At 34.8% G+C, this 22,712-nt stretch carries 16 protein-coding genes; 7 read left to right on the forward strand and 9 right to left on the reverse strand.

Going from position 1 to position 22,712, the window contains the following annotated elements; translation table 11 throughout:
• Nucleotides 1-422 precede the first annotated feature (422 nt).
• Complete coding sequence (locus V7Z48_RS03375; RefSeq protein ID WP_334111983.1) at nucleotides 423-2,789, forward strand: 7TM diverse intracellular signaling domain-containing protein; 2,367 nt, start codon at nucleotides 423-425, stop codon at nucleotides 2,787-2,789.
• Here V7Z48_RS03375 and V7Z48_RS03380 read toward each other — a convergent pair.
• From V7Z48_RS03380 to V7Z48_RS03395, 4 genes are all read right to left on the reverse strand, one after another.
• Nucleotides 2,786-5,548: a PD-(D/E)XK nuclease family protein gene (locus V7Z48_RS03380; protein WP_334111984.1), complete on the reverse strand. Its 2,763-nt coding sequence runs from the start codon at nucleotides 5,546-5,548 to the stop codon at nucleotides 2,786-2,788. The two genes, V7Z48_RS03375 and V7Z48_RS03380, sit on opposite strands and share 4 nt — an antisense overlap.
• A gap of 74 nt (nucleotides 5,549-5,622) precedes the next feature.
• Entirely contained in the window at nucleotides 5,623-7,011 is a 1,389-nt protein-coding gene (locus V7Z48_RS03385; RefSeq protein WP_334111985.1) for an OmpA family protein, read from the reverse strand.
• A gap of 123 nt (nucleotides 7,012-7,134) precedes the next feature.
• Nucleotides 7,135-8,328 carry a glycine C-acetyltransferase gene (gene kbl, locus V7Z48_RS03390; protein ID WP_334111986.1) on the reverse strand — a complete coding sequence of 398 codons (1,194 nt, stop codon included), beginning with the start codon at nucleotides 8,326-8,328 and terminating at the stop codon, nucleotides 7,135-7,137.
• Nucleotides 8,329-8,422: 94 nt separating this feature from the next.
• Nucleotides 8,423-11,548 (reverse strand): UvrD-helicase domain-containing protein, encoded by a 3,126-nt coding sequence (locus V7Z48_RS03395; RefSeq protein WP_334111987.1) that lies wholly within the window; start codon nucleotides 11,546-11,548, stop codon nucleotides 8,423-8,425.
• A 120-nt stretch (nucleotides 11,549-11,668) separates the two neighbouring features.
• Here V7Z48_RS03395 and V7Z48_RS03400 point away from each other — a divergent pair, with 120 nt between their 5' ends.
• On the forward strand, nucleotides 11,669-12,277 hold the full coding sequence (locus V7Z48_RS03400) for a superoxide dismutase (RefSeq protein ID WP_334111988.1): 609 nt from the start codon (nucleotides 11,669-11,671) through the stop codon (nucleotides 12,275-12,277).
• Nucleotides 12,278-12,844: 567 nt separating this feature from the next.
• Here V7Z48_RS03400 and V7Z48_RS03405 read toward each other — a convergent pair.
• The 4 genes from V7Z48_RS03405 to purN form a co-directional block, all read right to left on the reverse strand.
• Nucleotides 12,845-14,743, reverse strand: a complete 1,899-nt coding sequence (locus tag V7Z48_RS03405; protein ID WP_334111989.1) for an amidophosphoribosyltransferase — start codon at nucleotides 14,741-14,743, stop codon at nucleotides 12,845-12,847.
• A gap of 77 nt (nucleotides 14,744-14,820) precedes the next feature.
• A complete protein-coding gene (locus V7Z48_RS03410) occupies nucleotides 14,821-15,747 on the reverse strand; it encodes a PfkB family carbohydrate kinase (protein ID WP_334111990.1) in 927 nt (308 codons plus the stop codon).
• Between the two features lie 77 nt (nucleotides 15,748-15,824).
• On the reverse strand, nucleotides 15,825-16,466 hold the full coding sequence (locus V7Z48_RS03415) for a ribonuclease H family protein (RefSeq protein WP_334111991.1): 642 nt from the start codon (nucleotides 16,464-16,466) through the stop codon (nucleotides 15,825-15,827).
• A 69-nt stretch (nucleotides 16,467-16,535) separates the two neighbouring features.
• A complete protein-coding gene (gene purN, locus V7Z48_RS03420) occupies nucleotides 16,536-17,132 on the reverse strand; it encodes a phosphoribosylglycinamide formyltransferase (protein WP_334111992.1) in 597 nt (198 codons plus the stop codon).
• A gap of 186 nt (nucleotides 17,133-17,318) precedes the next feature.
• On the opposite strand from purN, the gene V7Z48_RS03425 reads away from it, so the two are divergent.
• From V7Z48_RS03425 to pyk, 5 genes are all read left to right on the forward strand, one after another.
• Entirely contained in the window at nucleotides 17,319-17,552 is a 234-nt protein-coding gene (locus V7Z48_RS03425) for an acyl carrier protein (RefSeq protein ID WP_007647141.1), read from the forward strand.
• Between the two features lie 10 nt (nucleotides 17,553-17,562).
• On the forward strand, nucleotides 17,563-18,813 hold the full coding sequence (fabF, locus tag V7Z48_RS03430; protein WP_334111993.1) for a beta-ketoacyl-ACP synthase II: 1,251 nt from the start codon (nucleotides 17,563-17,565) through the stop codon (nucleotides 18,811-18,813).
• A gap of 8 nt (nucleotides 18,814-18,821) precedes the next feature.
• Nucleotides 18,822-19,559, forward strand: coding sequence for a ribonuclease III (gene rnc / locus V7Z48_RS03435; protein WP_334111994.1), 738 nt, complete (start codon nucleotides 18,822-18,824; stop codon nucleotides 19,557-19,559).
• A gap of 122 nt (nucleotides 19,560-19,681) precedes the next feature.
• Nucleotides 19,682-20,161 (forward strand): IPExxxVDY family protein, encoded by a 480-nt coding sequence (locus tag V7Z48_RS03440; protein ID WP_334111995.1) that lies wholly within the window; start codon nucleotides 19,682-19,684, stop codon nucleotides 20,159-20,161.
• 3 nt (nucleotides 20,162-20,164) lie between these two features.
• Nucleotides 20,165-21,607 carry a pyruvate kinase gene (pyk, locus tag V7Z48_RS03445; RefSeq protein WP_334111996.1) on the forward strand — a complete coding sequence of 481 codons (1,443 nt, stop codon included), beginning with the start codon at nucleotides 20,165-20,167 and terminating at the stop codon, nucleotides 21,605-21,607.
• A 5-nt stretch (nucleotides 21,608-21,612) separates the two neighbouring features.
• Here pyk and dinB read toward each other — a convergent pair whose 3' ends face one another.
• Nucleotides 21,613-22,710 (reverse strand): DNA polymerase IV, encoded by a 1,098-nt coding sequence (gene dinB, locus V7Z48_RS03450; protein ID WP_334111997.1) that lies wholly within the window; start codon nucleotides 22,708-22,710, stop codon nucleotides 21,613-21,615.
• Nucleotides 22,711-22,712 lie beyond the last annotated feature (2 nt).

The raw sequence follows: 22,712 nt of genomic DNA on the forward strand, positions 1-22,712 counted from the left end.
GAGCGCTTGACTGGCAGTCAAGAGGTCGTCGGTTCGAGCCCGATCTTCTCCACATTAATAAGGAAGGCCTTCAACAATTTTGAGGGTCTTTTTTTAGTTTATGACATAATCGGACGAGAAACCAGCCTTTAGATTGACAGGTTTATACGAGTTTAGCCGAAGGGAGCGCGATTTTCTCCAAAGTATTAAACCTGAACACAACCTCAGGTGTTTTCGTTAGTAAGGTGAAATATTTATGAGAACGTGTATTAATTTTAGTTATGAAAGGTGTGATTATATTCAAAAACCAAAATAAATCATACACTTTAACGATTTTTTTAGTAGTTTCACAGACGAAATAGTTCGTTTAATCGAAAATAGCGCCTTTTAAAAAACCTACTATAGGCCTAAATTCGTTTATATTTGAACTAACCCCAAATATCATGAAACACTTTAGTAACCTACTTTTTGTGTGTTTTTCTGTTTTTGCAATTGGTCAAACAACCAATTTTAAAACCACACAACCATTCAGCAATCTATATCGGCATGCATTATTTGCTAATGCTGGCAATGAAAGTTTGCAGCTTGAAAATCTTGATAATGCTGCCTTAAAGTTTGAAACACTAACTTCCGAAAACCATAGTGTTGGTTTTACAACGGATTTTTATTGGGTCAAATTCAATATCGAAAACAATCAAAACGAAAAACAAATCTTTTATCTTGAAACAGCGCGACCTATTACTGATCTGGTAGAGCTTTATATTGTTGCTAAAAACGACACAATAATCCACCGAACTGGGGATCAAATTTCTTACAGTCAACGAAAAGTTAAACACCGTTCCTCTATTTTTAAAATCGAGCTAGAACCAAGCACAACGCAGCAGTATTTTATTCATTATAAGAGTGATGGCGAAACTTTAAACTTGCCATTAAATTTATATAGTGAAGACGATTTTTGGCAAATGAATTATAGTCAACAACTGTTTTTAGGGTTATTTTATGGTTTACTTTTTTTAGCTGGAATTATTTATTTGTTTTTCTTCACAAGCTTAAAAGAGAAAACATTTTTATACTATGGTATTTACGTGTTTTCTATTGCATTATTGCAAGGCGCATTAGACGGTTTTATTTTTCAGTATTTCTTCCCAAGTGGCGGATTTATAAACGATAGGGCAGTAATGATTGCAGCTTTGTTATCTAATTTCTTCCTATTAAAGTATTGTGAGTACTTTTTAAAGGTAGACCAAAAAGCTAAATTTTTTCGAAAGGCATATAAGGTTATTTATTGGGTTTTAGGAATTTTGGCTTTAATTGTCATGATGGGAGATCATATACGTTCAATCGCTTATCCTTTGAGTAATATAAACGGATTGATGAGTCTTATATTAATTCTCACCACTTTGGTTTATATGAGATACAAAAAGATAAAGGTAGATAAGTTTTTCTCTGTGGGTATTTTCTTTTTAGTAATTGGTTTACTAGGATTTGTAATGAATAATTTAAGTTTACTACCAAACAATTTTTATGTTCTTAACAGCGCTAAATTCGGTATTGGCTTAGAGGTGATATTTTTATCCCTGTCGATGACTAACTTAATAAGAGATCTAAGGCTAAAGAAAGAAGAGTCTCAAGCTATTGCTTTAAGGAAATCTCAGGAAATAAGCGATTTAAAAAGTTACTTCATGTCTAATATGAGCCATGAATTGCGCACTCCAATTAATGCTATAATGGGAATTGCTGAATCACAATTAATCGAAGAAAATCAAAACGAGAACACGAAAAACTTCGAAATCATAAAACATGCTTCTATAAGTTTACTAAGTAGTATCAATGATATTTTAGACTTTGAAAAAATTGAAAAGAAACAACTAAAACTGCGTCCCGACAATTTTGAGTTACCCTTGGCATTGCGACAAATTAGTGATAATTGGAAGGTTATGGCCGAGAATAAAGGTCTTAAATACCAATATGTTTCTAATTCTCGAAGCCTGCCGCATAAAGTTTATGGCGATTATGAACGATTTATTCAAATTGCAAACAATGTATTGAGCAATGCCGTAAAGTTTACACAAGCTGGAACTATTGAATTTAAAGCTGAAAGCATTATTGAATCTAACAATGTTTGTAAGTTAATTTTAAAGATTAAAGATACTGGTGTCGGAATGACACTCGATAAAAAAGATGGATTATTCGATAGTTTTAGCCAAATGAAACTAGACGACAAAAGAAGTTTTGGCGGTATTGGTCTAGGATTAACCATCGTAAAGCATTTGGTTGAACTTTTTGATGGTTCACTTATCATTGACAGTGAACATGGAAAAGGTACCGAGACAACTATTATTATTCCTTTAAAGGTTGTAGAATTCAACAACCCCGAAAAGGTTACAAACGTATCAAAACAGTTTCAAAACAAAAATGAGGTTAAAATTTTAATAGTTGAAGATAATGTTATGAACCAATTAATCATCAAAAAAATTGTTGGTGCCGTACCTAACTTTGAATGTAAAATCGCGGCTAATGGTAAGGAAGCAATAGGATTGCTGATGGAAGAATCCTTCGATATGGTCTTGATGGATTTACAGATGCCTGTTATGGATGGCTACGAAGCGACTACAATTATAAGAAAAGGGAATTTGGGCAATAACCTTAAGGACATCCCTATAATAGCTGTAACGGCCGACGCAACTGAGAAAGCCAGACAAAAAGTATTCGACTGTGGAATGTCTGATTACATGACAAAACCAGTCAAGAAAGAACTGCTTATTGAAAAGATAACTAAATTAAGCGATGCCAATTTAAAAATTGCCTAAGTTTCTTTTTCTACAAAGTCGACACTCGGATTAAAGATTTCAAGTATTAATTCTTGAAGTGAATTGAAATAATGATCTAAGGTATCTTCGGTTATCATTATATCTTTATTTGCGTAACCACCATTTTTATCCTTTTTGGAAAAATTTAAAACATAATCACCTTGTAAGTTTTTAAATGAAATAATGCCAGCAGTTATCGGAGGCCTAATTTGTTTGTTTTGATGGAGCATGAAAGCGTAAGTTAAAAGCTGAAATGACTTGCTGTATTTTTTGTAATCAGAAGTTAAATCCTCCCAGTTGACGATTTCGACATCGCGTTGTTCAACTTTTCCGCTTTTGTAGTCAATTATTCTTAGTGTATCATCGTAAATATCTATTCTATCTACGATTCCATTAAGAAAAACAGGAAAGTCTAATTCGGGGATGTCTATTTTAACACGCACTTTTTGTTCTAATGCAATAATTTTTATGGTATGATTACTTTTTAAGGTTTCTAGTTCTTTTTTCAAAAAGTTAAATACATAGCGTTTAGCGACTTCAAATATTATGAGATTTTTACCTTTAGTGAAATCACCTAAACGGTAGTAGTATTTAAAATGGCTATAAACAGCATCATCTACCTTTTTAATCATGTTTTTTATGTGTAGCGCTTCAAGTTGCATCCCAACGTATGGTAGGTAAAAATCTTCTAAGGTTTTATGAATTACGTTGCCAAGCGTGTTAGCCGCCACCGTTTCTTCAACCTCTTCAGTTTCTTTAATATTTAAAACTTTTGAATAATAAAAGTCAATCGGATTTCGAATATAATTGGTCAATGACGAAGGCGAAAATCCTTTTTCCGCTAATAATTTTAAATCAGTTATCAAACTGGCCGATTTTTTAACTCTTTTAAGTTCACGAACATCAAGGTCCGTTTTAGGAATGGACACTAGATTTTCAATATTGTGTATATTTTCTATTTGAAGTTGCTTAATAAACCTACTCGGCTCGCCGCCTATAAGTACATCGGCTTCAGTGTTATAAAGTATATAAACTTTTTTAGCGCGCTGTAGTAATCGGTAGAAGTGATAGGCATAAATCGCATCTTTTTCCTTGTAGGTTGGTAATCCATTTTCAATTTTAACATCAAAGGGAATAAATGAGTTATGCTGCTTCCCGGCTGGTAATATACCTTCATTTACCCCAGAAATAATGACATTTTCAAAGTCTAATAGTCTTGATTCTAACACGCCCATAATTTGTAAACCCCGAAGAGGTTCGCCACGGAAATCGATGGTCTCACTTTTTAATAGTTCTTTATACAAACCAAAAAGCGTTTGTATGTTAGTTACATAGTCGTTCTTACTAATAAGTTTTTTGAGTTCGTTAAATAAGGTGTAAAACTTATAAGCATTAGATATATCTAAGAGGTGTTGATTTCTATTGGTACTTAAACTGTTTTTAAGTTCAATGATGAGTTGAATACAATTATTAAGCGCTGTACTAGCTTTATCTTCCCATGACGAAAATAAGTTATTTACGAGTCTTTGGCTCTCGATCAAACCATTCTTTAAATGTTCAAAATCAATAAAAGTAATGTTATTTGTATTGATTTCTTGAATGTAAAGGTTCTTCTCTATCATGGCACTTTTTGAATAAAGTGATATAATTGCGGTATGGTTTAATAGCGCAATAATTTCCTTGTAATAGTATTTTTTTGATTTGGTTTGATGCAAGTTGAATAGAAGTTCAAAAAATGAACTTATGCTCACACTTTTTAGAGGCAAGCCCATTGTTATATTAATGTGCTCAATATTAGCGGGAATGGAATTAAGAATAGGCGTTAACTGATTTTCATCGCCTAGTACAACGGCAGTATTACTTAAATCACCATTATTAATTTTAAATTCATCTTTTAGAATGGCTCCAATTTGTTTTATTTGTCCAACATTTTTAATGGCACCAATAATTTTTATGTTCTTCTTCTTGGTATAATGGTCAGAAATCCAATTAAATGAATTTGATTTATAAAAGGGCCATTTTTGATGATATTCTCGCAAAAATAAACCCACATCATGAAGCGTATTGTTAAAAAAATACGCATCGACGTCCCAGAATATTTCAGCCCGATTTTGGATAGCAAGCTCTTGAAACACCACTTCCTCAGCCTTATTTAAGGCGTTAAAACCAACAAATATATGTGTCTTGTTGTTCGACGCTAAATAGCCTTCCAAATTGTTTATGGCTTCTCTGTATTGCAATCCTTGGTGGCCTTTGTTGTCTCTCAGTAATCTAGAATTGAAATTATTGTAATATGTAATTAATCGTTTCCAAAAGGATAGGTATTTGGTTGTGTTTTCAGTTTGATTGTGGTCTAATGACCAATGATCAATATCTTTTATAGCACTCAAATAGTCAAAAATGTGAGATGGCTCAATTAAATATCTATCAATCTCGATGAAATCATTGATAAGAAGTTGTGCCCAAGATGAAAACATATCAAATGATTCAATTTGGTCCTTGGGAGTTAACTTTAAATAAACCTCATAAAAAATGAATAGTGCTTCGATGTTATCTACAGTGTGAAGTTGTGAAAGTTCGCCAAAAAATGCTTCTGAAGATAGAATGTCAGGTGCAAAAAAAGTTTTATTGAGTTGAAGAGACAGTTCCTTTTTAAGAAAAAGGCCAGCGCGTTTGTTGGGTAGAATAAAAATTATGTCGTTGAAATCAACATCTTTTTTAATAAGGTGAGCTACAACTTCTGCAATGAATGTCTTCATTGTATAAAAATAAAAAACGCTCCGACAATCGGAGCGTTTTTTTCTTTATTATTTACTAATAATATTTATTCTTATTAGTTCGTCAAATTAATTTCAACACGTCTGTTAACCGCTCTTCCATCTTTTGTTTTATTTGAAGCTATTGGCTTATCTTCACCAAATCCTTCTGAGCTCAATCTGCTTGAGCCAACACCATTCTCAATTAAATATTTCATAACTGAAGCAGCTCTTTCTTTTGATAATTTAAGATTATTGGCATTACTACCAACACTGTCAGTATGACCTTCTACTCTAAATTTAGCAGTTGGATATTCGTTAAGAATAGCTATAATATCTTTAAGTACTTTTTCAGATTCAGGTTGAATAGAGGATTTACCAGTGTCAAAAAGAATTGTTTTAGCGTACTCATTAAGTGTTTTCTTAACATCTTCAGTCACCTCTGGGCAACCATTGTTAGAAGCAGGGCCAGCAACATCTGGGCATTGGTCGTCTTTATCAAGAACACCATCCCCGTCTCTATCTGGCCAAGGACATCCATTATTTTCTTTTGGACCAGCTTCGTTTGGACAGTCGTCATCACCGTCAGCAATGCCGTCGCCGTCAGCATCTGGACAACCATTTAAAGATTTTAATCCAGCAACAGTAGGACATTTATCATCTTTATCTGGAACACCATCACCGTCAGTATCTGGACAACCGTTAAATTCAGCTAGACCAGCTTCGTAAGGACAATCGTCTTCAGCATCTGGAATTCCATCACCATCTGAATCTGGACAACCATTAAACTGAACTAAACCAGGAACTTCTGGACAAGCATCTTCGTGATCGTAGATACCGTCACCATCTGTGTCTTTTCCTCCGAATTTGATAATAATTCCTGCTGTATGTTGAAAATGATTTAACAAATAATCTTCGAATGCATGTTTGTAAGTAGATTGAACATTCACACCGAAATTATCATTAAACCAGTATTTAATTCCAAGTCCACCATTCAAGGTGCCAGCACCAATTTCATCAACCCAAGTGTAACCACCACCTACGCCTAAATATGGATCTACCTTTGACCATTTTAAGGCCTCACCAAAACTGTATGAAACTAAACCATCAACAGCGAAGTATGTTAAATTATCTACTCTGTTAACTGATTCAAAACCATTCATGTCAACATTTGATCCAATTCGTGTAATTGTGTTCAACGAACCTCCAGCGGTGAAACTAAACCCATCACCTAAATAACGACCAACTGTTATAACGGTTGGCGCAGGTAAAATATTCCAATGGTCGTTGGCATTGAAGTATTCGTCAAAAAAGGCTCCTTGAGGAGCTGATTCACCGACAGGGTAAAAATCAACAGCGTTTGTTCCAATTCCGAAAGCCCATGGGTTGTTTTTATCCTGAGCATTAGCTATGCTGAAGCTCAATAAAAATAACATAGCGAACAATAATTTGCTAAGATGTTTCATATTCAAATAATTTAATTTTTAAGTGTTAATTGTAAGCAAAAGTAAGATGTTAAAATATATTAACAAAGACAAATATATAAAAATATTGAATAAACACTACAAAATAAGGAGTTTGTAGTGTTTTTATATAATTTCTAGTGCCTTTCCTACCTTAATAAACGCACTTATTGCCTTGTCTAAGTGGTCTTTTGTGTGTGCGGCAGAAAGTTGAACACGTATTCTAGCTTTGTCCTTTGGAACTACAGGAAAAAAGAATCCTATGACATAAACACCTTCATTAAGTAACATATTGGCCATGGTTTGTGAAAGTTTAGCATCGTAAAGCATCACGGGAACAATAGCCGAATCGCCATCGATAATGTCGAAACCGGCAGACTTTAATCCTTTTTTGAAATAATTTGTGTTCCACTCTAATTGGTCTCTTAAATCAGTATTTTCAGCAAGCATTTCGAACACTTTAATTGAAGCTCCAACAATTGCCGGTGCCAGTGAATTTGAAAACAAATATGGTCTTGAACGTTGACGTAAAATTTCAATAATTTCTTTTTTAGCCGTTGTGTAGCCACCCATTGCACCACCCATAGCTTTACCTAATGTACCAGTAATAATATCTACCCTATCCATGACCCCTTTTTCCTCAAGCGTACCACGACCGGTTTTGCCTATAAATCCAGTTGCATGACATTCGTCAATCATTACTAAAGCATCATACTTATCGGCTAAATCGCATATTTTGTCTAAGGGCGCTACCAAGCCATCCATAGAAAACACACCGTCGGTAACTATTAATTTAAACCTTGCGTTGCTAGCGTTGGCAGCAATTAGTTGTGCTTCCAAATCCGCCATATCGCTATTTTTATAACGAAATCTGGCAGCTTTACACAACCTTACACCATCAATAATCGAGGCGTGATTTAAAGAGTCAGAAATTATTGCATCTTCTGGACCTAAAAGCGGTTCAAAAACACCACCGTTGGCATCAAAGGCCGCTGCATATAAAATAGTGTCTTCTGTTCCGTAAAATTCGGCTATTTTTTGTTCCAAAGTTTTATGAATGTCTTGTGTACCACAGATAAATCTCACAGATGACATCCCAAAACCATGGGTGTCCATAACATCTTTTGCGGCTTGAATAACTTCAGGATGAGAAGATAAACCAAGGTAATTATTTGAACAAAAATTCAGAACTGTTTGTCCTGTGCTTAAAGTTATTTCAGCACCTTGTGCCGAAGTAATAATGCGTTCTTGTTTGTATAAACCGTCATTTTTTATGGTTTTTAATTCGTCTTGTAAATGCTGTTGTAGGCTTCCGTACATATGAATTTATTAAATTATTTTAGGGATTTAAAATAGACGACAAAGATAATAATACTATATAAAACCTTTACAAGGCTTAGTGCTTAATTTTAAATTAAAACTCAATTATTTCAACTTCCTCGTTCACATAAATTAGTAGTTTTGATGTAATTTCTATTCCAATATCTTTTAATGCCAAGCTATAATCATCTAATTGATTTTTATGCCTATCGCTTTTAATTCCAGTTTTGTAATCTATAAGAACGGCTTCGTTATTTGGTAAAATTACAATTCTGTCTGGTCTTAGTATTTTAGCATCGGCCGTAATTATTTCCTTTTCGTTGAATATGATGTTATTAACATGAAAATAGCGATGTAACTGTTGGTGAAAAACTATAGAATCTATGGTTTGTTTTAAAACTTCAATTTGACTGGATTCGATTGAACCAGAGTTTTCAAATGCTTCTAAAACCGTATCAATATCTTCTGAGGTTATAATATTCGACATTAATTCGTGAATTAGGTTTCCCTTTTCAATCGCATTTTTAATTGTGGTATCCCACAAAAATGAAGCATTATCAACGATACTTAGATTAAGTTCGTTTCGGCTAGTACTTATGAATTCCGGTTGTAGATTGGTGGTTGTAGATTTCTTCTGATTTTTCGGACTGGGATGTGTTCCGAATGAATAGCTTAATTTACTGTCTTGCCATAAACCTTCAGATTCCAAATAACCCATAAAATAACCGGCATAATTGGCAGTGCCTTTACTTAATTTTGAAATGATATATAATTTCCCAACAGCACGAGTTAATGCTACATAAAGAACATTAAGGCCATCTAAAGCCTGTTGATCTCGATGCTGATTGTATAAAACTTCACCAATGTCACCAAAGTCTTTTAATTCTGAATTTAAGTTCAGATAAGCAAAGTTAAAACCATTAAATTCTTCAGGGTTTATCGGAAACCAAACTTTTTCGCCCATGGTTTTATGAACATCGTTGTCGGCAAATGGATAAATCACAATTTCAAATTCTAAACCCTTAGCTTTATGAACGGTCATGACCTTAACAGCCTCTTGACCTTCGGGTGAAGCGATGGATAATTTGTCTTTTTTAGCTTCAAAATATTCTAAAAATTTCGACATATGAGCATTTTGCTTCTGCGAAAAAGTTAAAATTTCATCTAACAGAAACTGCAAATAAGCATTAGAACCTTTTATTAATGTGAATGTTTTAATCAATAGCTCAACTAATTCGTAAAGTGGAAGATGTATAAAATCGGCACTGTTAATCTGAAAACCGAAGTCACTTAACCCTTTCATAAATGCTTCCTGTGATTTTGATAGAAATAATTTATAAAAAGGATGTGGATCATCTATTTTTAAAGTATTTCCAAGATATTCTAAAACCTCAATTTTAGCTTCATGATTATCTGGATTAGTTATATAGGTTATGAAGTTAATCACGAAGCAAACTTCATGAGAGTTTTTTAATAATAAGCTTTCTGATGACACCACGGGAATGCCTTGCAGGTTTAAATATTCCGAAACCATAACGGCTTCTTTATTTTTTCTAACCAAAACACAAATGTCCGACAAGCGGTGTTTTCTTTCAATACAATCTTGAATTTTCACGTAGGTGTGTTGGACATACAATTCATTTACATCTTCATCATTATTAGAATCTATGAATGAAATTTCTACATAACCATCATTATCCGAATGACTTTTTTGATACGAATTCTTGAATAGTTTTGCATATACTGGATCGGCCAAAGCATTTACAGAAAGACCTTTAAAAAATGAGTTATTAAAATCAACTACGGTTTTATGACTTCTATAATTTACAGGAAGTTGCTCAACATTAGCAGCCAATTGAAATGGACTGACGCTTTTGTTATACAAGTCAATAAACTGTTCTGCCTTGCTGCCGCGCCAACGATAAATAGCTTGTTTTGCGTCACCGACCAAAAGAAGCGATCCCTTTTCTCCTGTTTTTTCTTGCGATAATGCATTGTCTATTAATGGAGTTAAGTTTTCCCATTGCAAAACCGAGGTGTCTTGAAATTCGTCAATACAATAATGTAGAAATTTCTCACCTAAACGTTCGTAGATATAAGGTGTTGGTTGGTTTTTTACTTCTTTGTGAATGACGCCGTTAAATTCAGAAATCAGCATTTTATTTTGAACTTCTTTTAAGCTATTAAGTTCGTTATTAATAGCATTTAGAACCGATAGTGGCGTAATATTTTTGTAAATGGCATTTAAAAATTTATAAACTATTATTTTTTCTTTGGAATCGTTAAATAATTGTACAATTGCAGGTTGAAGGCTGTCAAGAACAGACTTAATATTGTTATCTGTTTTTTGTGGATACAAGGAATCGGTTGCAATTTTGGCCTGCCATTGAGTGTCAAAGCTAGCAGGAAAGTCACTTTTCGATATTTTTTCAAAGTATTTCGGAATACTGCTTCTTGTAAAACTATTAGTGGGAATATTGTTGTTTTCAATGAAAGCAAAAAAGGAATCGGCAATAGCCACAATCGATTTTTCTAAGGATTTTTTTTGTTGAATAAGTTGTGTTTTTAGATTGCTAAAATCTAAGAGCGTTTTGTCCGCAATATGCTCAATATATGGAATGTCGTTTTCCGTTGTGAGTAACTCTGCAATGCGATAAAAGTCTAGAGAAACGTCGTAGCTTTTGTCTTCATCAGCTTTTTCAAGCGCAAAATTCACCAATGTTTTTGTTAGCAAATCGTTATCGCCAGCTTTTGCAATAAGACTATCAACAGCTTCAATAAGCATGGATTTTTGATCTAATTCAACTTCAAAATTCACCGACAATTTTAAATCATGTGCAAAGGTCCTTATAATTCTATGGTTAAACTTATCTATGGTTGATACTTCAAAAGCTGCATAGTTATGTATTATTTGTTGCAACAGTAATTTTGATTTTGTGTGAAGTGACTCTATGGACATATTGAGTTCCTCGCACAATACAGCACTCATATCATTAGGTGTTTTTAATATTTCTGAATCTCCAAACTCTATAAGATGTTTAAAAATTCGTTCTTTCATTTCACCAACCGCCTTATTAGTGAAGGTAAGGGCCAAAATATGTTTAAAAGGAAGCGGTTTTTGAGACAGAAATAATAATTTTAAATAGTGCTTAACCAAAGTGAAGGTTTTGCCACTTCCAGCAGAAGCATTATATATATAAAACCTAGACTTTTGATCCATCTATTTTTTTGCTACAATATAAAAACAATCAATGATTTGATAACTATTTATTATTTTTAATTGCCATTGGTATTAAGTAAATTTGTAACTTATCAAATATTAATTTAAAACAAATATATTATGTCATTTGAATTACCAAAATTAAAATATGCATACGACGCATTAGAACCACATATCGATGCCCGTACTATGGAAATACACCATTCTAAGCATCACGCAGGTTATGCCAATAATTTGAATAATGCTATTTCTGGAACCAATCTTGAAGGAAAATCTATTGAAGATATTCTAACCAATTTAGATATGTCAAACAGTGCTGTTAGAAATAATGGCGGCGGATTTTACAATCATTCCCTATTCTGGGAAATTATGAATCCTGAAGGAAAAGGCAGATTGTCTGGCGAACTTAAAGATGGAATTGAAGCTGCTTTCGGCTTATTTGATGATTTTAAAAGTAAATTTTCAAAAGCAGCAGCTACTCAATTTGGTTCAGGTTGGGCTTGGTTATGCGTGCACAAAGGCGGAAAAGTTGAGGTGTGTTCATCACCAAATCAAGATAACCCATTAATGCCCGGCGTTGGTTGTGGCGGAACTCCTATTCTTGGATTAGATGTATGGGAACATGCATACTACTTAAATTATCAAAACAGAAGACCAGATTACATTGAAGCATTTTTTAATGTAATTAATTGGAATGAAGTTGAAAGACGCTACGCTGCAGCTAAATAGTTGAAGTGTAATTTAAAAAATTTTAAGAGCGGACTTTATTGGTTCGCTTTTTTTATGCTGTAATGTATTGTAAATAATATGTTTTATTGGTTTTGTGCAGAGCTTCCCTCTTTCGCCGGAATTATATAATGACATAACTGCTTTCGCAGGTATTTAAATGAAAAAAGGTGAACGGATGTTCACCTTTTTTGCCCCAAATCTACCATAAACTTAACCTACTTATGTTATGGTGAGTCAAATATAGGTGGATGATTTTTTAATACTTAAAAATTTTGGATGAACTGCTTAGAAATTAGTCCAAAAGGGAAATATGTTAAAAAAATAAGTTAATCGGTAGATTATCAAGAGAATTATTTAGAGTCATCTTCTAAGGGTGGTAAATAAAAAAAGGTGAACGAGTGTTCACCTTTTTTTGCCCCAAATCTACCATGAACTTAACCTACTTATGTTATGGTGATGCTAAAATAATTTTAATTTAAGAAGAAGTATTAAATATTAGACGAAATGCATTTTTTTAAGTTAAAAGACACATTTTTTCGGATAAAGTACGCAATTTAAGTATTTTAGCTAGTAAGCTCGTTCTTTATTTCCTTCGTAAAAATTAATAAATGCTTTGTTTACTACTCGATTTCCGCCTACTGTAGGGTAATTACCTGTAAAATACCAATCGCCTAAGTTGTTTGGACAAGCTAAATGTAAATTTTCAACCGATTGAAATATTGTTTTCACTTCTGCTTTTATATCGTCATCGCAAATAAGTTCTGAGATTTTATCAGAAATTTCTTCGTCAGAAAATTCACTGTATAAATCTTTTACGAAGTTTTTGACGACGCTATCTTCTAGTTCGGTTTGAGCCTTACACTTGTGATATATTTCGTCTATAAGATGGTATTTGTCGTTTTCTTTAAGAAGTTCAAGCATGGCTCTAAAAGCAATTAAGCCTTCAAGATTGGCCATATCAATGCCATAACAATCAGGATATCTAATTTGCGGGGCAGACGAAACCACTACAATTTTTTTGGGATGCAGCCTGTCTAGCATTTTAATGATACTTTTTTTAAGCGTAGTACCTCTTACAATACTATCATCAATAATAACCAAATTGTCGGTTGGTTTGATAACGCCGTAAGTAACATCATATACGTGGGCAACCAAATCGTCACGACTGCTATCTTCCGTTATAAAGGTGCGCAGTTTGGCATCCTTGATGGCAATTTTTTCAATACGAGGCCTTTCGCTCAAAATTGAAGTTACTTTTTCTTCCGAAAGCGCTCGTTTTCCTTTAAGGATTGCTTTTGTTTTTTGGGCATTCAGAAAATCTTCAACCGATTCTATCATACCATAAAAAGATGTTTCAGCCGTATTCGGTATATAAGAAAACACAGTGTTTTTTGTGTCGTCATTAATGGCTTCAAGCACTTTTGGCATTAAAAGGCTTCCTAGTTTTTTACGTTCTTGATAAATTTCAGCATCACTTCCACGGGAAAAATAGATGCGTTCAAACGAACAAGCTTTGCGCTCTAATGGTTTGAGGACTTGATGAATTTTTGTCTTACCCGATTTTTTGGTAATTATTGCATGACCAGAAGGTAATTCGTGCACATCTTCAAAAGGCACATTAAATACGGTTTGAATAACTGGACGCTCAGAAGCTACCACAACAATTTCATCATCTTGATAATAAAATGCAGGTCTAATTCCGGCGGGATCTCGAAGCACAAAAGAATCACCATGACCAATTAAACCAGCCATGGCATAGCCGCCATCCCAGTTTTTAGAAGACCTTTTTAGAATTTTTGCGATATTCAGTCTCTTGGCAATCAGTGGCGAACATTCGTTTTTACTGTAACCTTCATTTTTGAGGTCTTTATAAATTTTAGCAACGGCATCATCTAAAAAATGCCCTATTTTTTCCATAATTGTAATGGTATCTGCCTTTTCTTTGGGATGCTGACCTAAATCCACTAGATTATTGAACAACTCAGTTACATTAGTCATATTAAAATTGCCAGCCACAATTAAATTACGATGCATCCAATTGTTTTGTCTTATAAAAGGATGCACGCTTTCCACGCTATTTTTACCAAAAGTACCATAACGCACATGTCCCAAAAGCACTTCGCCCACGTAAGGTATATAGCGTTTTTGGGCTGTTACATCATCCAAATACTCAGGATGATTTAGAAATTCTTGACTAATGCGCTGGTTAATTTGTGAAAACACATCTTGAATGGGTTGTTGCGCCACAGACCGTACGCGACTTATGTAACGTTCGCCAGGTCTTGTATTTAATTTAATGCTTGCAAAACCAGCGCCATCTTGACCACGATTGTGCTGCTTTTCCATCATTAAATACATTTTGTTTACACCATAAAATGCACTACCGTATTTTTGTTTGTAGAATTCTAAAGGTTTTAAAAGTCTTATAAGAGCAATGCCACATTCGTGTTTTAATTCGTCACTCATGATGTGAATAAATAATTGTTAGGTTTCGCAAAATCATTATCAATAAAAAACGCGCTTTAAAATGAGCGCGCATGTGTTTATGTTAATGCAATGTCAAATTGCGTTAAGTTTTTGAATTGCTTTAATCGTTTATAAATTTCATCTTGAGAAAGATGAATCATTCGCTCTGTGCCAAATTTTTCCACACAAAAAGATGCGAGTGTGGATCCATAGATAATGGCATTTTTCATGTTCTCAAATGAAATATCATCAGTATTGGCTAAATAACCGATAAAACCACCGGCAAAAGTATCGCCCGCGCCCGTTGGATCAAAAACTTCCTCTAATGGTAATGCTGGTGCGAAAAACACATGTCCCTTATGAAACAATAAAGCACCGTGTTCTCCTTTTTTAATGACCACGTATTTCGGCCCCATTTCGTGAATTTTTCTCGCTGCTACCACTAACGAATATTCTCCACTTAGTTGTCTCGCCTCTTCGTCGTTGATGGTGATGACATCTACTTTAGAAATCACTTTTTTTAAATCTTCTAAAGCGCAATCCATCCAAAAGTTCATAGTATCTAAAACTACTAATTTCGGTTTTTGTTGCATTTGCTCCAACACACTTAATTGCACCAATGGGTGTAAGTTGCCTAAAATCACGAATTCAGCATTCTTGAAACTATCAGGAACCACAGGATTAAAATCGGCCAAGACATTTAATTCGGTGGCAAGAGTGTCACGGGAATTCATATCATTGTGGTATTTACCACTCCAGAAAAAGGTTTTTCCCTCTTTAACAATTTCAAGACCGTCAATATTGATGTTTCTGCTCGAAAGTAAGTCTAAATATTCTTGTGGAAAATCGCCTCCAACCACTGATACAGCGGCTACGTCAATATTAAATTGAGAAGCGGCTAATCCTATAAAAGTAGCAGCGCCACCAAGTATTTTATCTGTTTTCCCGAAAGGGGTTTCAATGGCGTCGAATGCAACCGTGCCAACAATTACTAGTTTACTCAAAGTCTTTTAAATTTGTTGCAAAATTACATAAAAAATACGCCTTAAAAAAGTGAATAATTTTTGAAGTTAGGTCGCTGCTATTTCCTCCCAAAATCCGCTGGAATTTCTCCCCAAGCTTTAGTTTCCCATTTGGCAATAGAGTTATTGTAAGTGTTCGTTTTTAACCAATTTACTGCACGTTCAATCAAATCAAAAAGTTTTTCGTTTTTAGGATTGCGTTCTAACTTGGTGTTACAGGTCTTCTTTTTTACCCAACTAATAGCGGTCCTAGAATCGGTGTAAATAATGCGATCACTATTATGCTGTTTTAAATAGGCCAAGCCATGCACAATAGCTAAAAATTCTCCTATGTTGTTGGTGCCTTCTTCAAAAGGTCCTTGAATAAATAGCTGTTTCTTGGTTTTTGTATCCACACCGCGATATTCCATCACGCCTGGATTACCGCTTGAAGCAGCATCTACCGAAATAGAATTAAAATTTGGTTGCCCAATTCTGTCAAGTTGCAATTGGTTTAACCCGCTTTTAAATGCACCTTTTTTAGAAATGAAATCGTAGTAATTTCCTTTAAGCGCTTGTTTGGCAGTCTCAAACGCATCGAATGATTTATACTGTGCACCTTCAAAATTTTTAATTTGTGCCTTGCAATCATCCCAGGTTTCGAATACCCCAGTGTGATGACCCTTCCAAACGGTGTAATATTTTTTCTTTTTTTTGGACACGAATTGGCTAAATTTATGATGATTAATTTTTAGTTAGAGGCACATTTATGTTTCAAATATCAATTATAACTAGCTTTTATGAAATTCTGAATTTGAAACCACAGAATCTAATAATTGCTCCACCACCTTTGGGAAATGTAGCATTTCTAATTTGTGAATTTTAGCGGCAACATCTTCAGGTGTGTCGCTTGAATTCACAGCGCACTTCGCTTGAAAAATAATAGCACCTTCATCGTAATGTTCGTTTACGTAATGAGTCGTGATACCCGTTTCAGTTTCTTTATTTGCAACCACAGCTTGATGAACATGCATGCCATACATGCCTTTGCCGCCATATTTTGGCAAAAGCGCGGGATGTATATTTATAATTTTATTTGGAAAAAACGCAATTAAATTATCTGGAAATTTCCATAAAAATCCAGCCAACACAATAAGATCTGGGTTAAGGGAGATTAATAAACTTTCAACGTGAGTAGTATCGTAAAAACTTGTTCTATTAAACGATAACCCACTCACATTTAAATTTTTACATCTATCTAGAACTTTGGCATGTGGATTATTAGTTAGCACTGCAACAACACGTATATTTTGGGTGTTTTTGAAATATGTAATTAAATTTTCAGCATTAGAACCAGAACCAGATGCAAAAATTACAATTTGTTTCATGAGCACTTAAGAAATTATGAATTTGTTAAACAAAAAAAAGAATAATTATTAACAAATAGAGGGTAATTTGTAAATACTTAAATTTAATTTGATTAAATTACACTTACATTTTTAAAGCAAAAGTGATTAATACAAATAAGTTTTTTATTTTTGCGCTCTAATTAAACCTTAAAAAAATTAAAAGTTATGTCAGACATTGCATCAAGAGTAAAAGCGATTATCGTAGACAAATTAGGCGTTGACGAAAACGAAGTAGTAACAGAAGCTAGTTTCACCAACGACTTAGGTGCGGATTCATTGGACACTGTAGAGCTAATAATGGAATTTGAAAAAGAATTTGATATCCAAATCCCAGACGATCAGGCCGAAAATATCGCAACAGTAGGTCAGGCTATCTCCTATATAGAAGCAGCAAAATAAGAATTATTTCATGGAATTAAGGCGAGTTGTAGTAACAGGATTAGGCGCTTTAACACCCATTGGCAATACAATTCCTGAATACTGGGAAGCGCTCGTCAGTGGAAAAAGTGGCGCAGCTCCTATCACCTATTTTGATACTGAAAAGTTCAAAACCAAATTCGCTTGTGAACTTAAAAATTTCGAAGCTACCGATTTTCTAGACAGAAAAGAGGCTCGAAAAATGGATAGGTTTACGCAGTATGCTATGGTAGCTTCAGACGAAGCAATCGCAGATTCTAAACTTGATCTAGAGTTCATAAACAAATTGCGCGTTGGCGTTATTTGGGGTGCAGGTATTGGCGGACTTGAAACTTTTCAAGATGAGGTTTTAAACTTTGCAGCTGGTGACGGCACTCCAAGATTTAACCCTTTTTTCATTCCAAAAATGATAGCGGATATTGCGCCAGGAAACATTTCCATCAAACATGGCTTTATGGGTCCAAATTACACCACTGTTTCTGCTTGCGCATCTTCTGCAAATGCTATGATTGATGCTCTCAACTATATACGTTTAGGACATTGTGACGTAATAGTCACTGGAGGTAGTGAAGCGGCAGTAACCATTGCTGGTATGGGCGGTTTTAACGCTATGCATGCGTTATCCACTAGAAATGAATCTCCAGAAACAGCATCGAGACCATTTGACGCCACAAGAGATGGTTTTGTTTTGGGAGAAGGCGCTGGTGCTATAATTTTGGAGGACTATGAACACGCCAAAGCTAGAGGTGCTAAAATTTATGCGGAAGTGCTTGGTGGCGGAATGTCCTCAGACGCTTATCATATGACAGCACCCCATCCAGAAGGAATTGGTGTAATTGCTGTAATGCGCAATTGCTTAGAAAATGCAAACTTAAAGCCCGAAGATGTAGATCATATTAATACACACGGAACTTCAACGCCTTTAGGCGATGTAGCCGAATTAAAAGCTATTAAACAAGTTTTTGGTAGCCATGCAAAAAATATTAATATAAATTCTACCAAGTCCATGACTGGGCATTTACTTGGTGCGGCAGGTGCTATCGAAGCGATTGCCTCTATATTGGCAATGGAATACGGCATCGTACCACCAACCATAAATCATGAGGTGGTTGATGAAAATATCGATTCTGAACTCAACCTTACTTTAAACAAAGCTCAAAAGCGAGATGTTAAAGTTGCAATGAGCAATACTTTTGGCTTCGGAGGTCATAACGCTTGTGTACTTTTCAAAAAATTAGACTAAATTATTGAATGAACTTCATTCGTAACATATTAAATTCCCGTTCCAAAGGCAACGGGAATTTTTTTTTACAACTCGAAAAAGTTATAGGATTTAAAATCAATGATAAAACCTTATACGTAAAAGCGTTTACGCACCGCTCCATGAATTTAAAGGATGAAAAGGGCAATGCGATAAATTATGAGCGTTTAGAATTTGTTGGAGATGCCATGCTCGGTGCCGTTATTGCCTCGTATCTCTTTAGCGAAGCACCACAAGGAGATGAAGGCTATCTCACCAAAATGAGGTCAAAAATTGTGAGTCGCGAACATTTAAACGAGCTAGGCAAGGAGCTAAATCTTATTGACTTTGTTGAAAGTAAAATACCAAAATCAAATTTTGGAAATAACATTCACGGCAATTTGTTTGAATCGCTGGTCGGAGCTATTTTTTTAGACCGCGGTTATCGGTATTGCGAAAGATTTGTTTATGATAAGGTTATAAATCCACATGTAGATATTGAAACCTTAGAAGGTCGCGTTATTAGTTACAAAAGCTTACTTATTGAATGGTGCCAAAAGGAAAAGAAGACTTTTGATTACGATGTGTACGAAGATACAGGCAACGACAATCTAAAACACTTTTCAGTTAAACTATCCGTTAACGGTAAAGTAGTGACCAAAGCTAGAGCAACTTCAAAAAAGAAAGCAGAAGAAAAGGCTTCCAAAAGAGCGTTTTTCGTATTTCAAAATCAAATGTCGCGTGCATAACGTTTTGTCGTCATTAGCACTTTGACTATAACGTTTTCGTAGAAAAAGCTTGTTAACAATTCGATATATTTACATTAGTATAACCCTATTATACTATCTTTACGATGCTTAATGATGATATTATGGCATTGCACAAACTCATTGTTGATGACTTTTACGACACAGACTTCTCACTTATAGCGATTCATTGTCAAGTTGAGGATTATAGAATATCCTATTTACTTAACAAACATCTTGACATTAATTTAAAGCGAAAAGAAAAGGATCTTGACTTTAACTATTTTATGGCTTCATATCCAATTTTTGAATATGATTGCAAAGAGAGTTGCATCAAATGGCATTTAATCAGTAATGTATGTGTAACAGAAGTTGAAGGTTTACAAAGTTCAGGTTCGTTATTTGAACTTGAGCAAAAAACTATAAAAACACATTATTTAGTACCAGAAAAAAAGAAAGTCAATTATTTTTTAAAAATTGAAAATGACAATCAAGATTTTAATGAGCAATTAATCATTCAAGATTTACTAAAAATACCACAAGTTATAGCTTCTTATTCAGTGAATGCCGACGAACTTAAATCAAAAAACCACCTAATTTTTTAATTAATGTTACAACAGAAAAAAACCAAAATAGTTGCCACGCTAGGACCTGCAACCAGCACAAAAGAAGTACTTAAAGCAATGTTAGATGCAGGAACCAATGTTTTTAGAATTAATTTTTCGCATGCCGATTACAGCGATGTTCTTGAGAGAATAACGATGATTAGAGAACTCAATGATGAGTTTGGTTATAATGCCGCGATTTTAGCCGATTTACAAGGCCCAAAATTACGTGTCGGCGTTATGAAGGAAGATGTAGTTGTGAATGAAGGCGATGAAATTATATTCGCTACAGGCGAACGATTTGAAGGCACTAAAGACCGAGTTTACATGACCTACGCCACGTTCCCTCAGGATTGCAAACCAGGTGAGCGCGTATTACTAGATGATGGTAAACTAATTTTTGAAGTAGTGTCATCAGATAATAAAACGGAAGTTCTAGCTAGAGTAATTCAAGGTGGTCCTTTAAAATCCAAAAAAGGAGTTAACCTTCCTAATACCAATATATCACAGCCAGCTTTAACCGAAAAGGATGTTGAAGATGCGCTGTTCGCCATAAAACATAAAGTTGACTGGATTGCACTTTCTTTTGTGCGTCATGCGGAAGATTTAATGCAACTGGAAGAATTGATTAGAAATAACAGCGAATATAAAATTCCCATCATTGCAAAAATTGAAAAGCCAGAAGCAGTTGCTAATATCGATAAAATTGTGGCTTACTGCGACGGCTTGATGGTAGCTCGTGGTGATTTAGGTGTTGAAGTGCCTGCAGAAGAAGTGCCACTAATTCAGAAGCAATTAGTTTTGAGAGCCAAGCGCGCAAGAATACCTGTCATTATTGCGACCCAAATGATGGAAACTATGATAAGTAGTTTAACCCCAACCAGAGCAGAAGTAAATGACGTTGCCAACTCCGTTATGGATGGTGCCGATGCCGTGATGCTTTCTGGGGAAACTTCAGTAGGAAGTTATCCTGTGCAGGTCATTAAACAAATGGCAAATATTATAAGAAGTGTTGAAGATTCTACCTTAATTCAGGTACCTCAATCACCACCACACATAAGAACGAAGCGTTATATTACAAAATCCATCTGTTACCACGCTGCTAATATGGCAAACGAAATCAAGGCAAAAGCCATTTCAACATTGACCAATAGTGGTTATACGGCTTTTCAAATTTCGGCTTGGCGCCCTACAGCACATATCTTAGTATTTACGTCAAATAAGCGTATTCTAACACAGTTAAGTTTACTTTGGGGTGTTCACGCCTTTTATTATGATAAGTTCGTTAGCACCGATGAAACTATTGAAGATGTAAATGCAATTGCTTGTAAAAAAGGTTATCTTGAAGTTGGAGATATGCTAATAAGTCTTGCCGCTATGCCAATTCAAGATAAAGGAATGGTAAATACTTTGCGCGTTAGTGAAATTACTAGTTGTAGTTTTTAGAAGTATTAAAATTCTAGACTTAGTTGCGCGCTAACAGTTTCATCAGTTGGGTTGCTTGTAATTAGTGTATTGAGATTAGATACAGAAATACCCAGTAACCGTACCGAATTATTGATGTCATCGGCAAGTAATAAGTCCTCAACTATTGAAAAGATATGGGAGGCACTATTGATAAATTCAGTTGTGGTTTTACTTCTGGTTTGAACTGTAAAATCGCTGTATTTTATTTTAAGGGTGATGGTTCTACCAGAAAGCTTGCTTTTAGTCAAACGTTGAGACACTTCATTTGAAATAGACTTCAGTTTATCTAACATAAAGATTTCTGAAGTTAAGTTTTGCGAAAATGTGTGTTCTGCTGCTAAAGACTTCCTGAGTCTGTTTGGTTTAACTTCGCTGTAATCAATGCCTCTTGATAGTTCGAAAAAGCGCTTGCCTGATTTTCCGAAGTGTTCTTCTAAAAAAGTGAGCGACTGACGCTTTAAATCTTTACCTGTAAAAACACCTAGTTGGTACATGCGCTCCGCTGTTACCTTTCCGATGCCGTGAAATTTTCTTATATCTAAATTTTCGATAAATAAAGCCACCTCTTCTGGATTCACCGTTTTTTGACCGTTAGGCTTGTTGTAATCGCTGGCAATTTTAGCGACAAATTTATTGATTGAAATTCCTGCCGAAGCTGTAAGTTGCAAACTGTCGAATATTTGTTTTCTTATCTCGGTCGCAATGAGTGTCGCACTTGGGTTGCCTTTTTTGTTTTCGGTTACATCGAGATAAGCTTCGTCTAAGGACAAGGGTTCTATCAAATCGGTAAATTGATAAAAAATCGACTGTATATTTTTAGATATGGTTTTATACCTATCAAATCGCGGTTTAACAAAAATCAAACTAGGACAAAGCCTTTTGGCTTGAACGCCGCTCATGGCGCTTCTTACGCCAAATTTCCTCGCTTCATAGCTAGCAGCGGCAACAACACCGCGCTGCTCACTTCCGCCAACGGCAATTGGTTTATGTTTGAGTTCGGGAAAATCTAGTTGCTCTACCGACGCATAAAAGGCATCCATATCAATGTGAATAATTTTTCTGTGCAAACTAGCATCCGTCATTG

It is taken from the genome of Paucihalobacter sp. (assembly GCF_036825875.1).
GTDB lineage: Bacteria > Bacteroidota > Bacteroidia > Flavobacteriales > Flavobacteriaceae > Paucihalobacter.

Excerpts from the sequence above, each read along its gene's own strand:
- V7Z48_RS03440 (WP_334111995.1), top strand. The coding sequence starts at position 19,682 with ATGGCATTGCACAAACTCATTGTTGATGACTTTTACGACACAGACTTC.
- purN (WP_334111992.1), bottom strand. The coding sequence starts at position 17,132 with ATGAAACAAATTGTAATTTTTGCATCTGGTTCTGGTTCTAATGCTGAA.
- V7Z48_RS03400 (WP_334111988.1), top strand. The coding sequence starts at position 11,669 with ATGTCATTTGAATTACCAAAATTAAAATATGCATACGACGCATTAGAA.
- V7Z48_RS03385 (WP_334111985.1), bottom strand. The coding sequence starts at position 7,011 with ATGAAACATCTTAGCAAATTATTGTTCGCTATGTTATTTTTATTGAGC.
- V7Z48_RS03395 (WP_334111987.1), bottom strand. The coding sequence starts at position 11,548 with ATGGATCAAAAGTCTAGGTTTTATATATATAATGCTTCTGCTGGAAGT.
- V7Z48_RS03425 (WP_007647141.1), top strand. The coding sequence starts at position 17,319 with ATGTCAGACATTGCATCAAGAGTAAAAGCGATTATCGTAGACAAATTA.
- kbl (WP_334111986.1), bottom strand. The coding sequence starts at position 8,328 with ATGTACGGAAGCCTACAACAGCATTTACAAGACGAATTAAAAACCATA.
- rnc (WP_334111994.1), top strand. The coding sequence starts at position 18,822 with ATGAACTTCATTCGTAACATATTAAATTCCCGTTCCAAAGGCAACGGG.
- pyk (WP_334111996.1), top strand. The coding sequence starts at position 20,165 with ATGTTACAACAGAAAAAAACCAAAATAGTTGCCACGCTAGGACCTGCA.
- fabF (WP_334111993.1), top strand. The coding sequence starts at position 17,563 with ATGGAATTAAGGCGAGTTGTAGTAACAGGATTAGGCGCTTTAACACCC.
- V7Z48_RS03405 (WP_334111989.1), bottom strand. The coding sequence starts at position 14,743 with ATGAGTGACGAATTAAAACACGAATGTGGCATTGCTCTTATAAGACTT.
- V7Z48_RS03375 (WP_334111983.1), top strand. The coding sequence starts at position 423 with ATGAAACACTTTAGTAACCTACTTTTTGTGTGTTTTTCTGTTTTTGCA.
- V7Z48_RS03380 (WP_334111984.1), bottom strand. The coding sequence starts at position 5,548 with ATGAAGACATTCATTGCAGAAGTTGTAGCTCACCTTATTAAAAAAGAT.
- dinB (WP_334111997.1), bottom strand. The coding sequence starts at position 22,710 with ATGACGGATGCTAGTTTGCACAGAAAAATTATTCACATTGATATGGAT.